This window comes from Oceanobacillus polygoni, from assembly GCF_008304605.1.
Taxonomy (GTDB): domain Bacteria; phylum Bacillota; class Bacilli; order Bacillales; family Amphibacillaceae; genus Oceanobacillus; species Oceanobacillus polygoni.
On sequence record NZ_PIJY01000024.1, the window covers coordinates 50,409 to 67,855 of the forward strand.

Genomic DNA, 17,447 nt, shown 5'->3' on the forward strand with positions numbered 1-17,447 from the left:
AGAGAATAAATGATTATAAGGAAAGCAACGATTGTTGATGCAGAAGATATTGCTAAAGTACATGTTGATAGTTGGAGGACAGCTTATAAAGGAATCTTACCTGAGGAATTTTTAAATCGTTTATCCTATGAGCAACGAACAATGCTTTGGGAACGTAACACATTGGAGCAGAATGTATACGTTGCAGAAAATGCGGAAGGGAGCATTGTTGGCTTTTCTGTTGGTGAGAAGGAAAGAACGGAGATGTATGATGGGTATGAAGGAGAGCTAAATGCGATTTATATTTTAAAAGCGTATCAGCGGCAAGGGATTGGTAAACTACTTATTCAGCCTGTTGTAGAAGAACTTCTAGAAAAAGGAATAACCAGCATGATTGTTAAGGTTATCGAAGAAAATCCATCAAGGGTTTTTTATGAAGCATTAGGTGCGCGTATAGTCGATTGTTTAGAAATTAAAATAGCTGGTGCATTCATGCATGAAATTGTTTATGGATGGAATGATTTGGAACTATTACAGAAAGTTGCTGAACGAGAGTACGAAAAGTGATAGTTAAAGCATGGGAGGAAATGGGATGAACATAGGATCGTGGGTTGCGATTGGTGTTGCAGTTGCGGTTGCGTTAGGTTTGTTCGGTAAGCAGAAAAAGAAGAAGTAAGAGCGTTGCTCCTCTCTTAGAAAGGAAGGGAGGAGCTGGTTGAGACATTAGGGGGAAAATAAAATGATCCTACATACGGAAAAATCAGGGGATGGAGAAACAATTATTTTCCTGCATACAGGGCTACAAACTGGGAGAACAGAGCTTACGGAACAAGATGCTTATTTCCGTGAAAAATATCAAGTAATATTACCGGATTTACGTGGTCATGGGAAATCTGTATCGGAAGCGTACTCGAATTATTTCAAGGAGTCTGCGAATGATCTGTTGGAGACAGCGGATCATTTAGGAATTGCATCTGCTCATGTTGCGGGCTGTTCACTGGGAGCGCTCGTTGCTTTAGTGTTTGCAAAAATATATCCCAAAAGAGTGAAGAGCTTAATCTTATCCGGAATTATTCCTGAGAAACCTTTAGATTGGGAAGCGATGGAAAAAGAGGATGCGGAGCAAGAAGCAAAAATACTTGCTGTTCAAGCGAATGTGGATTATTTTGACAAAATCCATCATGGAGATTGGAGGAAGTTACTTCAATCAACTCGAGAAGCAGATTGGTATCCATTTGATGAAACGGGAGATTTATCGGAGCTTTCTATGCCAGTGTTATTTATAGTTGGTGAAGCAAATCAACATGAAACTGTCGGAGCGATCAAATATCCGAATTCAAATGAAAATATTCATGTGGCAGAAAGGTTTCAACTAAAACGGCTGTATTAACTACTAGAAATGATAATCAATCGGCACATGTATTGTATCGCAAGCTTGGCTTTATAGTGATAGATGATTCATTCATGCCTGTAAATAGTCATCCTACATGGTTTATTTTCGGGAAAGCATTAGCTGATGAAGTCGTAAGCGGTATAGAGATTTAATGTAATTTTCAAGATGAAGGAGAATGAATTGTGTTTAAATATACCATTTGCTTCATTAGACGGGGCGATGAACTATTAATGCTAAATCGAGAAAAGTCTATCTGGATGGGCAGGTGGAACGGTGTAGGAGGAAAGGTTGAACCCGGAGAAACGCCAACGGAATGCATTTTGCGTGAGGTGAAAGAGGAAACGGGAATTTCCTTGTCATCGGTTCAGTATAAAGGGACGGTTACATGGGGAGATGAAAGCCAATACTCAGGTGGCATGTATGCATATGTTGCAGAGCTTCCTCCTGATTATGTTTATCAAACACCAGTCAAAACAGAAGAAGGAATATTGGATTGGAAAAAAATTGATTGGATTGTGCATCCCGATAATAGTGGTATAGCCAATCTGAACTATTATTTATTACAAATGTTAAATGAAAAAACCACACATGAATATCGGTTTATTTATCAAGGGGATGACGTCGTAGCGTGTAACGTTTTTCCGCTTGAAGAATATGTGCCAATAAGTTAAGTAGACGGAGGATTGTATGTTAACAAAAGAACAATTACATGATATTAAAGGGCTTCAGCTTCTTTGTGAAGCGAATGATCAAATAACGTTAAAATTGAATTGGGACATGCTGCAAAGTAGAGAGGCACAAGAGCAGAATGACTATTTTCTCTATGAGAATAAAGAGCTAATCGCATTTCTAGGATTGTATGAATTTGGGAGTAAGGCAGAGATATGTGGAATGGTTAAGCCGGATTATCGTAGAAAGGGTATATTTTCAAGTTTACTGGATGAAGCACTTGCAGTATGTAAAGCTCGGAAGTATAGAGAGGTTTTATTAAATGCACCTGCAGCATCTGCTACAGCAAAAGCGTTTTTAAAAACGATTCCATGTGAACATTCATCAACAGAATACCAGATGAAATGGTCGTTTATGGAACTTCCTGAAGAAAAGGATATTAGAATTAGGTCCTCTAAATCTGACAATGATTTAAAGGCGGAAATACAATTAGATATAAACTGCTTTGATTTTTTAGAGGATGAAGCAGTGGATTATAATAAAAAAATAAGAAAAGATGGGAAACAGCAATTTTTTATCATTGAACATGGAGAAAAGACGGTTGGTAAAATACGTGTTTCGCATGAGAAATCAGAAGCATGGATCTATGGCTTTGCTGTTTTTCCTGAATTTCAAGGAAAAGGAATTGGAAGAAGAGCTTTAAGACAGGTTATCTGGAAAGAACATAGAAATGGTTACGATGTGTTTCTGGATGTAGAAGCGAAAAATTCCAATGCGCTGAAATTATATGAATCCTGTGGCTTTCAAACATTTCAAGCGCAGGATTATTATACGTATACAGATTCTAAAGGTTAGAATAGTAGTTTATAGTTACAAAAAATGCTCCTTCCAGTTAAAGACCGGAAGGGGCATTGGTTATGATCCATGTTTAAATTCCTGCTTGATATTCTTTTCCATCACGGAGTCTCTCGAATGTTTCTTTTGCTTTGTCGAGGATATTGTCTTTATTGATAAGCAAATCATAGGCGGAAAGTGCCATCGTACTTGCAGCTAAGTGCATTCCTTTATAGCCGATTTGCGTTCCAAATGAAGCAGTTGCCTGCCAAGAATGCAGCGCTGTTCCTACTGGTGCGCAAGTCGTAGTGACCATTCCAGTTGGTACAATCCAGCTGACATCACCGACATCAGTTGATCCAGGCAGCGACTCTCCTGCTTGATAAGCATTAAAATGAATCGAAGCTGGAAGCAATTCCTCGACAGGTTTTCCAGCGGTTGGTAAAGATGCTGCAAGGCTCTCTATAAATGCATGCTCCTCTTGGACGTATGTAAGTGGAGTGCTTTCGAGCATGTTCTGATACATTAATTCGTTCAGTGGGTCATTTGGCAATGTATCATAAGCAAAAGCAAGGATTTCGGAATCAACTTCCGTTTCATTCATCAGGGCAGCACCTTTTGCAATGTTTTTTACTCTGTGTAAGATTCCTTCTACTTCTTCTTTGGAACTAGCTCTAAGAAAATACCAAACCGTTGCCGTCTCAGGTACAATATTGGGAGCTTGCCCCCCATCCGTAATGGTATAATGCATACGTGTACCGTCAGGAACATGTTCGCGTAGATAGTTAACGCCAATGTTCATTAATTCCACACTGTCCAGTGCACTTCTGCCAGCCTCAGGTGAAGCAGCAGCATGTGCGGGTTTTCCCTTAAAGTGAAACTTGATAGAAACCATCGACTGCATGCTTTTATGCATAACCGCATTGTTTGTCATAGGGTGCCAGGTTAATGCACAATCCAAATCATCAAAAACACCAGCTTTAGCCATATGTGTTTTACCAGATAGAACCTCTTCTGCTGGGCAGCCATAATAACGGATGGTGCCAGTAAGGTTATCTTTTTCCATTCGTTCTTTCAGCGCAATCACCGCTTCAACTCCTGCAGTTCCTAGTAAATTGTGACCACAACCATGTCCGGGGCCATTTGCAATAACTTCCTCTTTCTCTGGAGTTGCCTTTTGGGATAGGCCGGGAAGAGCATCAAATTCTCCAAGAATACCAATGATAGGCTTACCTTGTCCGTATTCAGCTACAAATGCTGTATCGATTCCATTAATCGATTGTGTAATGGAAAATCCTTCAGCTTGTAGGGCATTTCGTTGCAGTTCACTTGCATATTTCTCTTCATAGGCTGTTTGTGGATGGTCCCATATATCTTGAGCCATGTCTGTATAAGTTTGTTTATGCTTCTCGATCCATTCCGTAATAGCTGCTTTACTCATTTTTATTTCCTCCTATTGTTGTGTCTGTTTTTTTTCTTTATATTTCTCTAATTGTAGACAAATGAAGACTGTAAGGACGATGCATGATAGGCTCTTTAAGTAAATAGGCAGTGCGGTTAGATTTATTGTAAGCCCAATGATTAAGGCAATAACACCATAGATCGGTTTCTTTATAGCGAATTGTGCCAACACTGCACCGAATATTGCTGGTAAAATTAGCGGGAATATCCCTTCCAGATGTTCAGGGATGTTGGAAATGACGAAAGACCCGGCTAAAATAATGGGAATGAGTATCACCTTATTCACAAGTGATGCGGCACCAATTCCGAGCGTGGCTGTGAGCTCTCCTTTTTTTGTCCCTGGTTCTGCGCCAACAGCATGCTGAGCAGCAGCGGCAGAGGGAAGGCACATATTTCCAATATTACCCGTTAAGAAACTAATATAGGTTCCAGACACACCTAGAATAGGAAAATACATAACTGGTTCTAACACCCAAACGACAGCGATAACACCTGCGTAAGCTGCAAGTGCGTTTAAAATAACTGTCCACCCTGGATGGTAACCAAGACCGAATGAAAGATAAAGCGGGAGAAACAGTGTTAGCGCAATAACGGCCCATATGGTCAGCCGTCCCCAAAAATGTGCTTTGATATGATATGCGTCCATTGTCAGCGTGCTGGTATTCGTAGGTTGTTTGGTGTTTTCAGTATCGATATTACTTACTTGTTCAGCGTTCATGGAATAGCCTCCTTATATGTTTAGATGAAAAAGTAGCCGAAGCATAAGCTAATTAGAATGGAAAGTCCAAGTGACCATTCACGCAACCAACTAACCTGGAACCTTTCCGAGAGTTTCGTTGCGGTAATCATCGTAGTAGCGGCGACAACGGCTACTACGACAGGAGCCAATCCTCGTATTAATTCTGCACTGACAAGATTACCGAAAGCAGCAACAATCGCAGCAGTTGCGACAACACCCATTATTTGCTTGCCTTTTTTTCCTTTGTTGATTTTCTTTTCCATATTATCGAGTGATTTGGTGAACAGGGCAGTAAATAAGAGCCAGCCCATCCCTCCAAGACATAAGGTCCAGACGATAGCTGTAATTACCATTTCATTGTAGCCTTCACCACCGAGACTAGCTCCAGATGCTTCAGCAGCAAAGCTAGCTCCAACAGACTCGATTGGTGCAGAACCGATAACACCAATCCGAAGTAAGGTAAGTGGATTACCGAGAAAAGCAATTAACGAGATAGCTACGATAACAATTGCGATAGATGGTCCAATCGCTGCAATCGCTCCGGTCTTTAAAGCGCTACGAACTTCTTTTTTACTCATTCCTACATCAATACTTGCCTTTGATGCAAGCTGAATGAATTTAACACTTTGAAAAATAACGATTCCAATGACTAGGGAAGCGATAACCCACATCACACTACTATTTGCAATTTCCATTGATTGTTGCATTTGCTTCTCCCCTTCCTTAAAAATAATATTTTTTCAGATAATTATATAGACTTTTCAAATAATTATTTCTAGTATACACTGAGTAAGAATAGCGAACAATGTGTATTTATACAAATTTATCTATAGATTTATAGAAGATTCTACATTGCGGAGGAGGGGAACGATGAATCTAGAAAAATATATTGCCCAGTATATGGAAGAGGAATTTGGTGAAAGCGGTTATCAAATTTGGAGTTATGATGCGACAGTGGGAAATGCCCGGTTGCTAGAAGATCGAGGAAGGAAAAAAGGTGACAATGTTCCAGAATGTAACCCAAGTATAGGATACTATTACATAAAGAAAGATGACGCTCATACGGATCTTCATTTTTACTATTTGAAAAAACATGGGATTGTGCTACGCATTTTTAAACAGATCGAAACAGTGAGGGAATGCGTGATGGAGCATCTTTTTTACTGTTTGCATTCTTTCGTGCTTGAAGAAAGGCTAAGCACGAAAGTCGAAGAGCAAAAAGTAATCATGGAGAGTATGCATTCTATTTCTTCCAGTCTTGATCTGGATCATGTATTAAAAACCATTATCCGTCATGCACTCAATGTAATTCCGGCAGCAGATGCGGGTTACTTGATGATTTATAACCCCCAAAAACAAAAACTAATACCGAAAGCGCCGGTTGGTTTTAATGATGCGATTTATCAATTTCAGACGAGGATTGGTGAATCGATTACAGGGAAAGTTTTTGAGGATGGTAAAAGTAGAATTTACAACTCTTATGAAGAAATAATTGCAGCAATGCATGCACATCATGTATTACCGGAAATCTTCCAACAAATTCATCTGTCATCTGATGGTGTAGAAGGAGCAATCTGTGTTCCAGTTTCGATTGATGCTAACCGCATTGGAGTGATGATTATCCACCAATGCAAGTTGAGGAAGCGACTTGATCAAGAAGATATGATGTTACTGGAAGGGTTTGCTACGCAGGCTGCGATTGCGATTCAAAATGCCCAATACTATACCGAAACAAAAGAACAACTGCAGCAAATTACCAATTTAAGTGCACAATTGAAAGAGAGAAATGCGCAATTACAAAAAAGACAAGAAGTTCATGATACGCTCACGATGCTTTCCCTCAAAAACAAAGGAATTCATTTATTGGTTGATGGTATGCAAAACATGATGGATCGGAAAGTGATTTTTTTTAATGGGTTGGAAAATGACTTTTATTCGTCAAATGAAAATGAAGCGGCGTTTTTTAGTGTCTTTGAAATTAGGACGTTGTTTTCAGAGCGACGCATGGATTTTTACGCGTTTACTGAAAAAGAAGCGTGCTTTTATTTTTATCCGATATATAATGGAGAGATTTTTATAGGCTGTCTAATTATTCCGCTTGATAAGCCAATTTCTGAATTTGACCGGATTACGCTTGAACAAGGAAGTACGGTTCTAGCATTAGAATTGGTCAACCGTCAGACTGCAACGAAAATTTATCACCGAAGAGTTTATGAACAGTTCCGTAAGTTACTCGCCTGTGAAGATAGAAATCTTTTGATTCAGTATGGAAAGGAAATGAATCTAGATATAAATGGCTATTGGATGGTTGCAGTATTGGAAATACCAAAAGAGAGAGTAGATCTTCAATATCTAGATATTCATGTGCATCAGTTAGCTTCTCGGATTAACAGCGAGATAGGGGATAGAGAAAAACTTGTATACGGTTTTTATAATAAAATAAGTTTACTTGTATCTCTGTCTAATGTGGAGGAAGTCAACGAAATAAAAACAAAGCTAGAAACGGTCCGTATTCATCAGCATGATAAGGGATCTGCAATCTTCCGCGGAGGATTAAGTAGTGTATACAAAGGGCTTGCTTTTATTAGTAAATGCTTTGATGAAGCAAATAAAACAATTTCTTATCTAGCGAGTCGCAGTAGTCTGGAAGTGATTCGGTATGAGGAAATTGGATTAGATCGTCTATTCCTTAATCAGCCTTCTGGTGATATTGAGCAATTTATACAGGAAACTTTATCACCGCTTACAAAAGAGAACAGTCGGTATAAGGAATTAGAGAAGACATTATTTACGTATGTGGAGGCGAATCGCTCACCTGGAAAAACAGCAAAATTGCTCCATATCCATATAAATACATTGTATCAGCGACTCCAAACTATTGAAGAATTGCTCTGTATAGATTTGAATGATAGTAAAGATATACTTAAAATCCAACTCGCATGTCATTTGAAACAGTCACAAATGGCTTTGTAAAACGGATAATTAGTAGACGTATGTTACAGGGGAATTTGAAAATATTGTGTATATAATTATATAGAAGAATCTTATTTGGCTATGATTATAAGATGTTAAATGGAGGAGACATGCATGCAATTCCCACTATTAGAAACAGAGCGATTAAATTTAGTTGAAGTCGATCAGCGATATACAGATAGCTTTTTTCAAATTATGTCCAACCCTACTGTGACGAAATACTATGGAATGGATAGCTTGGAAAATCAACAACAGGCAAAAAACATTATTCATTCATTTAAAAGAACGTATGAAAGTAACCGAGGAATTCGTTGGGGAATTGTTTTAAAAGAATCGGGCGAATTGATTGGAACACTTGGGTTAAATAATTTAAATAAACATAGCAAACGAGCTGAAATAGGATATGAACTAAACCCGGCTTTCTGGGGAAGGGGAATGACATCAGAAGCTGTACGTGAGGTATTAAAGTATTCCTTTGAAGAACTTGATTTATTTCGTATGGGAGCAGTAACTTTTCCGGAAAATATAGCCTCGATAAACTTGCTGAAGAAACATGGATTTATTAAAGAGGGACGGCTAAGAGGTTACCTATATCAAGGGCAACAATCGCATGATGCCATTCTGTTTTCTTTGTTAAAAACAGAATGGCAACGGTAGAAGAAAGAGAGGAATTGTGGTGGAGGATACTCAGAGATTGCAGCCAATTGCAGCTGGTTGGCTTATTAAGCTCTTTGTACATAATTTAGTATAAGAAAAATGGAGTTGAAATTTTTTTCTTTTAGTTTAAAGAAGAAAGCAGCCTTTTACTTGGTTGAAGTTGACGGTGCCGTAATGAAAAAGCTATGATGGAATTTAAATAGCTGTGACGAAAGAAGTGTTTGAACAGAAGATGACATAGGAGTTGGGTTGATGAGCGATTCAGAAGCAATTACAAAAAGAATAGCAGTAGCTAGCAAAAGAACTCCTGCTGATGTTGTTCTTAAAAATGCTGAGATTTTAAATGTCTTTACAGGAGAAATAATGGATGGAGATATAGCGGTTGTTGATGGCTATATTGCTGGAATCGGATCGTATGATGGAAAGGAAGAGATAGATGCTACGGGGAAAACGGTCGTACCGGGATTTATTGATGGGCATGTTCATATCGAAAGTACGATGCTAACCCCACGGGAATTTTCAAAGCTTTCTCTTTTGCACGGTGTAACTACTGTTATTACGGATCCACATGAAATTGCCAATGTAGCCGGATCTGAAGGGATTCAGTTTCTTTTGGATGACGCTGAAGAACTGCCGATGGATATTTTCATCAATTTGCCATCCAGTGTGCCAGCAACTTCGTTTGAAAACAATGGTGCTACCTTAGACGCGGAAGCATTACAACCTTTCTTGGCTCATCCGAAAGTTCTCGGGCTTGCTGAAGTCATGGATTTTTCTTCTGTGGCAAGTGGAGAAAAACAGATAGTCGATAAAATTGCGATGGTTCAAGCAAATGGTGGCGTTATTGACGGTCATGCCGCCGGATTAGAAAGAGAAGATTTAAATATCTATATGGCAGCAGGAATTCGTACGGACCATGAAAGTGTAAGCAGTGAAGAAGGAAAAGCTCGTCTTGATTTGGGGATGTACCTTATGGTAAGAGAAGGTACGGTTGCCAAGGACTTAGATGCACTACTGCCAGTAATTACTGCACAAAATTCAAGAAGGTGTATGTTTGTAACAGACGATATTTTATTAGATGATTTCATGGAACAAGGAAGTATTAACCATATTGTTCGACTAGCAATAGAGAAGGGGCTAGACCCAGCAATTGCGATTCAAATGGCAACCTTAAATGCTGCTGAATGCTTTGGTTTACGCCATCTTGGAGCAGTTGCACCAGGATATCAGGCTGATTTTCTGCTATTAGATGACTTACAATCGGTCTCCATTCATCAAGTATATAAGCGAGGCAGGTGTGTTGTCGATAAGGGAGAAATGAATAAAGCATTATTTCCGAAGTTACAATCCATTCAAAGCCGGATTGCTTCGCTTCCGACATTTCATACAAAAAAGCTAACTGAAAATGATTTAGAACTTTCGCTAAAATCAACTGTTTGTCATATTATCGAAATTATACCGAACAGTATTGTGACGAAGCATGTAAAAGAAAGCGTACAGGTGGAAAATGGGTTGTTTGTTCCTTCAACAGAAACAGATCACCTGAAGATGGCTGTAATCGAAAGGCATAAGGGAACCGGAAATGTGGGAGTTGGAATAGTGAAAGGCTTTCGATTGAAAAGAGGAGCGATTGCTACTTCAGTGGCTCATGATTCGCATAACATCGTTGTTGTCGGAGTGTCTGATCAGGAGATGCTTCGAGCAGTCGATGAAATTTTAAAAACAAATGGTGGATTAGTAGTTGTAGATGGGGAAGAAGTGTTAGCTACTTTACCTTTACCTGTTGGGGGATTGATGTCGAACACTACGTATAAGGATACTTACAAAACGCTACAAAAAATGAATGCTGCAACAAGCAAGTTAGGTGCAAGTGAATCCTTTAATTTGTTTTTAACCCTATCCTTCTTAACATTACCAGTAATACCGGAACTAAAGCTTACGGACCAGGGATTATTCCATTTCTCTTCCTTTTCATTAATAGATACAGAAGTTTAATGCATAAAAAATCCCTTGAAATGGTCAATCAACTTTCAAGGGATTTATCTGTTGTATCGGTTTGTTATTTTGCGATTACGGAATTTGTTGCCTTTTTCTTTTCATCTCTTTTTTCAATGGTACCGTCTGATTTAACGCGACGAATAAAGAATGCTAGAACCAGAGCTGCTCCCCCAATTATTGTAGACACTAAGAAGGAGAAGTTGATTCCATTAAGCATTGCTTCATTGATAATTTGCCCCTGCATTTCTGCCATTGCTTGTTCAGATTGTACTAGGTTAGGATCCATTGCTACCATCGCTGCATCTGTTAATTCTGTTGTTTTTGCCTCCGTGCGATTGTTCATTACTGTAACCAATAATGCTGCACCAATGGCGCCAGAAACTTGTTGCAGTGTATTATTCATTGCAGTCCCATGTGGATTTGCTTCCATAGGTAACTGATTCAATCCGTTTGTCATAACTGGCATCATTACCATAGACATTCCAAAACTACGGACAGTAAATAAAACCATGAGACTTACATATGACATTTCCATGTCTAGTTGACTAAAGAAAAAGGTCGTTGTTACAACAATAGTTAATCCGATAATGGCAAGGGTTCGTGCTCCGTATTTATCAAAAAGCCGACCGGTAATTGGGGACATTAATCCCATTATAACGGCACCTGGAAGCATGAGTAGCCCAGCATCCATCGGAGAAAAACCACGAATGGTTTGGATATAAATTGGTACTAATATCATCGCGGAGAACATCGCCGTTGATAAAACAATCGAGATTGCTGATGATAATGCGAACATCGGGTACTTAAAAATCCGAAATTCGAGCATTGGCTCATCCATACGAAGCTGTCGGAATATCAACGTAATCACCGAAATGATACCGATAATAATTGTCCCATATACGAGCGGGTGCTCCCACCCTTTGTCGCCAGCAGAACTGAAACCATATAGGAGTCCTCCAAAGCCTAAGCTCGATAAAACAATGGATAAGACATCGAGCTTGATATCACGTTGAGGTGTGATATTCTTAAGCTTGAAAATGGAATAAACTAAGATAAAAATAGCGAAAGGTAATACAATATCGAACAGCATTCTCCAACTATAGTGTTCGACAAGCCAACCAGAAAGCGTTGGTCCAATCGCAGGGGCTACGAACATAACCAATCCAAAGATTCCCATTGCTGTTCCTCTTTTTTCAATTGGAAAGGCTGTAAGCATGATATTCATTAATAATGGCATCATCATTGCTGAACCTGCTGCTTGAATCATTCGTGCAGTAAGAAGTACTCCGAATGTTGGGGATAAACTTGCGAGCAATGTACCTAAAGTAAACAGTGTCATTGCAGTTAAAAATAAACTCCGATTCGTAAAGCGCTGAATAAAAAATGCACTCGCGGGAATTAGAATTCCATTAATGAGCATGTAACCGGTGGACAGCCACTGAACAGCTGTAGGGTTAATTTGAAATTCGACCATAATTGATGGTAAAGCTACATTTAATAGTGTCTCGTTTAAAATAGAAATGAAGGCACCGATAAATAAAATCGCAATCATCCCATATGGAGGTTTATGTTGAATAGAGTTGAACGCACTCATTTTTTCATAATTCCTTCTTTCTTTAAATAAATATAAAGTCCGTTATTTGGAACAAAATATATTCTATACCGATAGTCTAATAATATCAAGTGAATATTTTTTTGATATGTAAAAGTTGATACAACAAGTTTAAAAGTCTATATTATAAATAGACGACTATTACAAAAAGGTGATTAAATGAATCGCAAGAAGAAGCAAATTATAGATGCAGCACATCGGTTGTTTATTGAAAAGGGGTTTGTAACCACATCGATCCAAGATATTTTAGATGAAGCGGAAATTGCAAAGGGAACATTTTACAATTACTTTACTTCTAAAAATGAATGTCTGATGGCGATATTGGAATTCGTATATGAAGAAACGAATCAAAAAAGAAACGAGATTGCCCACGGGAGAGAAAAGAATGATGAGGAAGTTCTTGCTGCGCAAATAGCAATTCGAATGGACACGAATCGCAAACATAGCATTATGGCATTATTCTCTTCTATATCACTTTCAGATGACGATGACTTACAAGCATTCATCGGAAAGCAACATAGTAGGGAGTTACAATGGGTTGCGAAAAGGCTAACGGAAGTTAATGGACCGGAAACAGAACGCTATGCTCTTGATCATGCAGTAATCCTTTTAGGAACCATTCACCATTCCTTACATATTTTAAAAATTATCGGGAATAAAGACATAGCTCCAAAAAGGGTCATTCAATTCGCTCTGGACTCTATAAAACCAATGATTAAAGCGCAACCGCAGGAAGTACTTTTTCAAACGGATATGATTTTAAATAATCCAGAATATGCGGAGGAAAATATCACGGATTTAAAAGTACAAGCTATATCTCAATTGCAGACACTGCTTAGTAAAGTAAATAAAGTAGAAAAAGAAAAAACTGACAAACTTGATTATCTACAATTTTTGATCGATGAACTAGAAGCGGATGAACCACGCCTGTTTTTGTTGGAGAGTGTTCTGATGTCTATATCCAAAGCATTTCATGAACCAGAAGTAGGAAATGAAAGACAGGTTTTTCATTTAGTGTGGAGTATAATGGAACGATTAAAAGAAGTGGAGAAGGAGAGTAAATAAGACTCCATTGCTTTTTTAGTGGTGTTTTTTGGACACCAAAGGCTCAGCATTTAGCTTCACTTGTTTATAATAAAAGGATTTAAGGAATGATATTAGTATAACGTTAGAAATCCATTATCGAAAGGGGCTGCAAAATGGGTAGATTACTACGAAGACTTATTCGATATGGTCCAATTATTTATCCGATTGTCAGAAGACTGTGGAAAAATCGGAAAGCAAAAAGAAATTATAACTAAATCGTTGTAGAGGTGGTCCGTACAGTAACTGGCCACCTCTATCAACTTTGTACATACATTATTTTTTAAAAATTCCCTTTCTATTGTTATAATTATGTTCGTAATGTAATCACTATGTAGTGCAGAAAAAGCGAGGAAATGACATGCAATTTACGATAAGGAAGATGACCGAAAAGTATGCGATTGAGGTTCTTTGCTGGAAATATGAACGTCCCTATGATTTCTATAATCAAGTACTAACAAGTCATGCAATTATGGAATTGACAGGAAAGAAATACTATGTAGTCTTAGATCGATTCGATGTGTTGGTAGGCTTTTTCTGTGTTGGTGCTCCTGCTCAAGTGCCTGCTGGCTATCCGTTTGGTGCATATAAAGAAACGTGTGTTGATATTGGGTTGGGTATGAAGCCTGCTTTCACTGGAAGAGGACTTGGCTTATCATTTTTTTCAGCTATTCTTGATTTTGTAGGAGAGTGCTATGAAAAAATGGATATCCGTCTAACCGTTGCTACCTTTAATAAACGAGCCATTCGTCTCTATGAAAAAGCAGGCTTTGTTGAACAAACTAAATTTCAAAGTAAGCGAGCCGAGTTTATTACGATGATTAAGCCTTGGGTTAAGTGAGACTATCATTATTAGTATTATAAAGGCTTTATATAGAGGATACATTATAGAATGTTGCATGATGATTGCTTTTGATGACTAAAACAAAACGGTCATTTATTTCGCTTAAGCATATATCTTGAATATCCATTTCTACTTTGCTAATAATATTATATTGCATCAAGAGAGTTTAAAAATTATAGATGGAGGAATTACCGAATGAAAATTGTAGCAATGGTAGGGAGTAATCGTAAAGAATCTTATAACATGAAGCTTGTTCAATTCATGCAGAATAGATATGCTGGAAAAGTTGACATTGAAATTTTACCAATTGATCAGCTACCAATGTATAACGAAGATGACGAACTAAATCCACCAGAAATTGTAAAGGAAATCCGTGCGAAAATAAGTGCAAGTGATGGCATTTTATTTGCAACCCCAGAATACAATGGTTCTATTTCTGGAATATTAAAAAATGCAATTGATTGGTTTTCACGTGTAGAGAAAGTAATGGTGAAGAAGCCGGCGATGATCGTTGGAGCTTCGATGGGAGCGCTAGGCACAGTGAAAGCACAGCTGCACTTACGCCAGATTTTAAATTCTCCAGGAGTAGCAACATTGACTTTACCTGGAAATGAAGTTTTTGTAGGTGCTGTTCATGAGAAAATTGATGTACAAGGAAATTTAACAGATGAGGCTACGGTTCAATTTATTGATTCCGTTGTAACAAATTTTGTTAACTGGACTGAAAATTTCAAGGTCACTGCTGCTGTAAAGTAATGACTACATAGTAAACTCCGCTGCTAGTAATGTATAATAAGCAGCGGGGTTTTTTTAATAAAGTTAATGCCTACAAAGGGTTTATTGTTGATATTCGACTTCCGTACCACCAACAAATTCGATATCCAATTCAACATGTTGCGCATCAGATGGGATGTTGAACGCTTCTAGTACGGTACTCAAAACCTCTTCCTTTGGTGTGTTTTCATCAAAGTCAAAGGTTGAAAAGATGCTATCGAGCTCTTGCATCGCTTCATCGCCCCGTAATTGAATTCCTTGTGTTTCATTTCGATAGGATGCTTCTGTTTCATTAGTATCTTGTTCATACTCTACTTCAACAATATCTTCTGTGCCTTCAAAATCAGCTTCTAAATCAAAGCTAGTAAACGGGTAATCAGATTCCATATCTGTTGTTACATTATCACGGTCGTTGTCCGTTTCAGAAGTATCTGTGTTTGTATCCGTGTTCGTATCATCTTGATTTTGATCGTCTGTAGCGTTGTTTTCTGTCTCTCCTGCATTATTATCCGCCGGAGGATTCGTACCTTCATCACTCGTACCACACGCTGCAATAAGTAAACCGAATGTCATTATTGTTACAAGTACCATCATTTTTTTCATGATGCTCACTCCTTTTGTTCAATAGTGTATACCATCATATTGCCCAAACGAGAAGAAACTAAACTTTATTAAAAGATTTTATAACCATTTACCTATGTGCTAAGGCATCTTGGAATTTGTGCCATGGTAATGAGAAAACGCAGATCTTCAGGTGTAATGTAGCTAGTAATCAGGAAAAGCCTTGAAATCCAATTTAATCTATTCCAAGGCTCGTTTATCTTTTATTCGTTTGTCACTTTATTGTATGCACCGTGCATGACTGGACCAACATAATCGTTTAGCTTCCAACCATTAGCGATAGCTGCAGTAACAAAATCCTTAGCAGCAAATACAGCTTCCTTCACACTTTTGCCATTTGCTAGATTTGCTGTGATTGCTGCAGCAAATGTACATCCAGCTCCATGGTTATAGGTGGTATCGATTTTTTGTTTTTCAAGAATTTCAAAGTCTGTACCATCATAAAATAAATCAATTGCTTTTTCATGATCAAGTGCCTTGCCACCTTTAATGATAATGTTTTTTGCACCAAGCTGGTGGATTTTTATAGCTGCTTGTTTCATATCTTCAATTGATTTTAATGGGCCAGTCTGTGCTAATTGACTAGCTTCAAATAAATTAGGTGTTGTAACGAGTGCACGTGGAAGAAGGTATTCGCGCATTGCGTCTGTATTTTCAGGCTGCAATACTTCGTCTTCTCCTTTACAAACCATAACTGGGTCTAGTACGAAATTATTAATTTTATAGGCATCTATTTTTTCTGCACCAAGCTTAATGATATCCACGGAACCTAACATGCCAGACTTCATTGCATCGACACCGACGGATAGAATAGTGTCTAACTGTCTGTTTACAAGATCCAAATCAATTGGTGTTACGTGATGATTCCAGCCCTCTGGATTCATAGTAACGATACAGGTTAATGCAGTCATGCCGTATACATCATGCTCCTGAAACGTTTTTAAATCAGCAGCGATACCTGCACCTCCACTTGTGTCGGAGCCTGCAAGTGTTAACGTTTTTTTCATTGTCATTGAAAGAACCTCCTCTAAAAAGCTAATTTTTATTATAGCACTTTTGAAGTGTCTGTCACTTATTGATTTTATTTTGAGAAAGTTGTCGAAAGAGGAGTTTTCTATAAATATCCGCTTGTTTGTTGAATAGTAGTATCATAAAATTAGCTGGCATTTGGTGGTCGAAGGCATATTAGTTTGCTATGATTACTATAAAATCTAAGAACAAAGGAGAGGACCATACGATGGATGTTTTTCAAGCGATACAAGAAAGACGTGAAATTACAGAGTATGCTAACCGTCCCATCCCAAATGAGGTTCTAGAGAAAGTCGTGGATGCAGGTTATTATGCGCCATCAGGGAATAATCTTCCTTCCAAATCGTTAATTGTGATAAGGAATCGTTCGCCATTAGATAGTCTTGCGGCAACTACTCCTTATATGAAATGGTTAAGAGAAGCGCAAGCGGCAATTGTCGTTACGGGTAAGCCGCAAATAAGTAAATACTGGTTACAGGATGCATCGATTGCATGTGGATTTATCTGGCTTGAAGCTGTTGAAGTTGGGCTCGGCACAGCATTTGGATCGGTTTATCACGCTGAGGATGAAAAGGAATCTTTCGTTAGGGAAAATCATGTGCGCCAGCTGCTCAATATTCCAGAAAAACACCGCGTTGTCGCTATTTTGGGAATGGGATATCCACTAGAAACATTAAAACCGAAAAAACACCTAGCAAGAGAAGAAATTGTATATTATGATACATTTAGCTAAATGAATGAAACTGTTCCTGAAAGTGAATTTGTAGGAACAGTTTCTTTT

General features: G+C 38.3%; 18 protein-coding genes. 12 read left to right on the top strand and 6 right to left on the bottom strand.

The genetic code is table 11. The features are described 5' to 3' along the window. Positions 1-9: 9 nt before the first annotated feature. The 5 genes from F1560_RS09475 (at position 10) to F1560_RS09495 (ending at position 2,896) form a co-directional block, all read left to right on the top strand. A complete protein-coding gene (locus tag F1560_RS09475) occupies positions 10-546 on the top strand; it encodes a GNAT family N-acetyltransferase (RefSeq protein ID WP_149474378.1) in 537 nt (178 codons plus the stop codon). Between the two features lie 10 nt (positions 547-556). Beyond that, positions 557-655: an LPXTG cell wall anchor domain-containing protein gene (locus F1560_RS09480; protein ID WP_149474379.1), complete on the top strand. Its 99-nt coding sequence runs from the start codon at positions 557-559 to the stop codon at positions 653-655. A 63-nt stretch (positions 656-718) separates the two neighbouring features. Further along, positions 719-1,369 carry an alpha/beta fold hydrolase gene (locus F1560_RS09485; protein WP_149474380.1) on the top strand — a complete coding sequence of 217 codons (651 nt, stop codon included), beginning with the start codon at positions 719-721 and terminating at the stop codon, positions 1,367-1,369. Between the two features lie 185 nt (positions 1,370-1,554). Then, complete coding sequence (locus tag F1560_RS09490) at positions 1,555-2,043, top strand: NUDIX hydrolase (RefSeq protein ID WP_149474381.1); 489 nt, start codon at positions 1,555-1,557, stop codon at positions 2,041-2,043. 16 nt (positions 2,044-2,059) lie between these two features. Further along, positions 2,060-2,896, top strand: a complete 837-nt coding sequence (locus F1560_RS09495) for a GNAT family N-acetyltransferase (RefSeq protein WP_149474382.1) — start codon at positions 2,060-2,062, stop codon at positions 2,894-2,896. A 73-nt stretch (positions 2,897-2,969) separates the two neighbouring features. On the opposite strand, the gene F1560_RS09500 is transcribed toward F1560_RS09495, so the two are convergent. Genes F1560_RS09500 through F1560_RS09510 form a run of 3 tightly spaced genes read right to left on the bottom strand, consistent with a single transcriptional unit; the run spans position 2,970 to position 5,782 of the window. Further along, positions 2,970-4,316 (bottom strand): amidohydrolase, encoded by a 1,347-nt coding sequence (locus F1560_RS09500; RefSeq protein ID WP_149474383.1) that lies wholly within the window; start codon positions 4,314-4,316, stop codon positions 2,970-2,972. A 12-nt stretch (positions 4,317-4,328) separates the two neighbouring features. Further along, positions 4,329-5,054 carry a small-conductance mechanosensitive channel gene (locus F1560_RS09505; RefSeq protein WP_245347631.1) on the bottom strand — a complete coding sequence of 242 codons (726 nt, stop codon included), beginning with the start codon at positions 5,052-5,054 and terminating at the stop codon, positions 4,329-4,331. A 20-nt stretch (positions 5,055-5,074) separates the two neighbouring features. Next, positions 5,075-5,782 (bottom strand): DUF5058 family protein, encoded by a 708-nt coding sequence (locus F1560_RS09510; protein ID WP_149474384.1) that lies wholly within the window; start codon positions 5,780-5,782, stop codon positions 5,075-5,077. 163 nt (positions 5,783-5,945) lie between these two features. Between F1560_RS09510 and F1560_RS09515 the strand changes: the two genes are divergently transcribed. The 3 genes from F1560_RS09515 to ade all read left to right on the top strand — a co-directional run bounded on the left by F1560_RS09515 (position 5,946) and on the right by ade (position 10,700). Further along, positions 5,946-8,048, top strand: coding sequence for a helix-turn-helix domain-containing protein (locus tag F1560_RS09515; protein ID WP_149474385.1), 2,103 nt, complete (start codon positions 5,946-5,948; stop codon positions 8,046-8,048). A gap of 114 nt (positions 8,049-8,162) precedes the next feature. Further along, positions 8,163-8,705: a GNAT family N-acetyltransferase gene (locus F1560_RS09520; protein WP_149474386.1), complete on the top strand. Its 543-nt coding sequence runs from the start codon at positions 8,163-8,165 to the stop codon at positions 8,703-8,705. A gap of 252 nt (positions 8,706-8,957) precedes the next feature. After that, entirely contained in the window at positions 8,958-10,700 is a 1,743-nt protein-coding gene (ade, locus tag F1560_RS09525; RefSeq protein WP_149474387.1) for an adenine deaminase, read from the top strand. A 64-nt stretch (positions 10,701-10,764) separates the two neighbouring features. Here ade and F1560_RS09530 read toward each other — a convergent pair whose 3' ends face one another. After that, on the bottom strand, positions 10,765-12,297 hold the full coding sequence (locus F1560_RS09530; RefSeq protein WP_149474388.1) for a DHA2 family efflux MFS transporter permease subunit: 1,533 nt from the start codon (positions 12,295-12,297) through the stop codon (positions 10,765-10,767). A gap of 177 nt (positions 12,298-12,474) precedes the next feature. Between F1560_RS09530 and F1560_RS09535 the strand changes: the two genes are divergently transcribed. The 3 genes from F1560_RS09535 (at position 12,475) to F1560_RS09545 (ending at position 14,998) form a co-directional block, all read left to right on the top strand. Continuing rightward, on the top strand, positions 12,475-13,380 hold the full coding sequence (locus tag F1560_RS09535; RefSeq protein ID WP_149474389.1) for a TetR/AcrR family transcriptional regulator: 906 nt from the start codon (positions 12,475-12,477) through the stop codon (positions 13,378-13,380). Positions 13,381-13,759: 379 nt separating this feature from the next. Beyond that, positions 13,760-14,239 carry a GNAT family N-acetyltransferase gene (locus F1560_RS09540; RefSeq protein ID WP_149474390.1) on the top strand — a complete coding sequence of 160 codons (480 nt, stop codon included), beginning with the start codon at positions 13,760-13,762 and terminating at the stop codon, positions 14,237-14,239. A 198-nt stretch (positions 14,240-14,437) separates the two neighbouring features. Continuing rightward, on the top strand, positions 14,438-14,998 hold the full coding sequence (locus F1560_RS09545; protein WP_149474391.1) for an NADPH-dependent FMN reductase: 561 nt from the start codon (positions 14,438-14,440) through the stop codon (positions 14,996-14,998). A gap of 81 nt (positions 14,999-15,079) precedes the next feature. On the opposite strand, the gene F1560_RS09550 is transcribed toward F1560_RS09545, so the two are convergent. Together F1560_RS09550 and pdxK are read right to left on the bottom strand one after the other, a co-directional pair. Next, entirely contained in the window at positions 15,080-15,619 is a 540-nt protein-coding gene (locus tag F1560_RS09550) for a YusW family protein (RefSeq protein ID WP_149474392.1), read from the bottom strand. A 221-nt stretch (positions 15,620-15,840) separates the two neighbouring features. Continuing rightward, positions 15,841-16,650 (bottom strand): pyridoxine/pyridoxal/pyridoxamine kinase, encoded by an 810-nt coding sequence (gene pdxK / locus F1560_RS09555; RefSeq protein WP_149474393.1) that lies wholly within the window; start codon positions 16,648-16,650, stop codon positions 15,841-15,843. Positions 16,651-16,874: 224 nt separating this feature from the next. Here pdxK and F1560_RS09560 point away from each other — a divergent pair, with 224 nt between their 5' ends. After that, positions 16,875-17,399 carry a nitroreductase family protein gene (locus F1560_RS09560; protein WP_149474394.1) on the top strand — a complete coding sequence of 175 codons (525 nt, stop codon included), beginning with the start codon at positions 16,875-16,877 and terminating at the stop codon, positions 17,397-17,399. The last annotated feature ends 48 nt before the right edge of the window (positions 17,400-17,447 follow it).

Bases quoted from the DNA above. Each gene is read 5' to 3' on its own strand.
- F1560_RS09475 (WP_149474378.1), top strand. From the start codon at position 10: ATGATTATAAGGAAAGCAACGATTGTTGATGCAGAAGATATTGCTAAA.
- F1560_RS09520 (WP_149474386.1), top strand. From the start codon at position 8,163: ATGCAATTCCCACTATTAGAAACAGAGCGATTAAATTTAGTTGAAGTC.
- F1560_RS09480 (WP_149474379.1), top strand. From the start codon at position 557: ATGGGAGGAAATGGGATGAACATAGGATCGTGGGTTGCGATTGGTGTT.
- F1560_RS09500 (WP_149474383.1), bottom strand. From the start codon at position 4,316: ATGAGTAAAGCAGCTATTACGGAATGGATCGAGAAGCATAAACAAACT.
- F1560_RS09540 (WP_149474390.1), top strand. From the start codon at position 13,760: ATGCAATTTACGATAAGGAAGATGACCGAAAAGTATGCGATTGAGGTT.
- F1560_RS09550 (WP_149474392.1), bottom strand. From the start codon at position 15,619: ATGAAAAAAATGATGGTACTTGTAACAATAATGACATTCGGTTTACTT.
- F1560_RS09530 (WP_149474388.1), bottom strand. From the start codon at position 12,297: ATGAGTGCGTTCAACTCTATTCAACATAAACCTCCATATGGGATGATT.
- F1560_RS09510 (WP_149474384.1), bottom strand. From the start codon at position 5,782: ATGCAACAATCAATGGAAATTGCAAATAGTAGTGTGATGTGGGTTATC.
- F1560_RS09560 (WP_149474394.1), top strand. From the start codon at position 16,875: ATGGATGTTTTTCAAGCGATACAAGAAAGACGTGAAATTACAGAGTAT.
- F1560_RS09535 (WP_149474389.1), top strand. From the start codon at position 12,475: ATGAATCGCAAGAAGAAGCAAATTATAGATGCAGCACATCGGTTGTTT.
- F1560_RS09495 (WP_149474382.1), top strand. From the start codon at position 2,060: ATGTTAACAAAAGAACAATTACATGATATTAAAGGGCTTCAGCTTCTT.
- F1560_RS09505 (WP_245347631.1), bottom strand. From the start codon at position 5,054: ATGAACGCTGAACAAGTAAGTAATATCGATACTGAAAACACCAAACAA.
- F1560_RS09485 (WP_149474380.1), top strand. From the start codon at position 719: ATGATCCTACATACGGAAAAATCAGGGGATGGAGAAACAATTATTTTC.
- pdxK (WP_149474393.1), bottom strand. From the start codon at position 16,650: ATGACAATGAAAAAAACGTTAACACTTGCAGGCTCCGACACAAGTGGA.
- F1560_RS09545 (WP_149474391.1), top strand. From the start codon at position 14,438: ATGAAAATTGTAGCAATGGTAGGGAGTAATCGTAAAGAATCTTATAAC.
- F1560_RS09515 (WP_149474385.1), top strand. From the start codon at position 5,946: ATGAATCTAGAAAAATATATTGCCCAGTATATGGAAGAGGAATTTGGT.
- ade (WP_149474387.1), top strand. From the start codon at position 8,958: ATGAGCGATTCAGAAGCAATTACAAAAAGAATAGCAGTAGCTAGCAAA.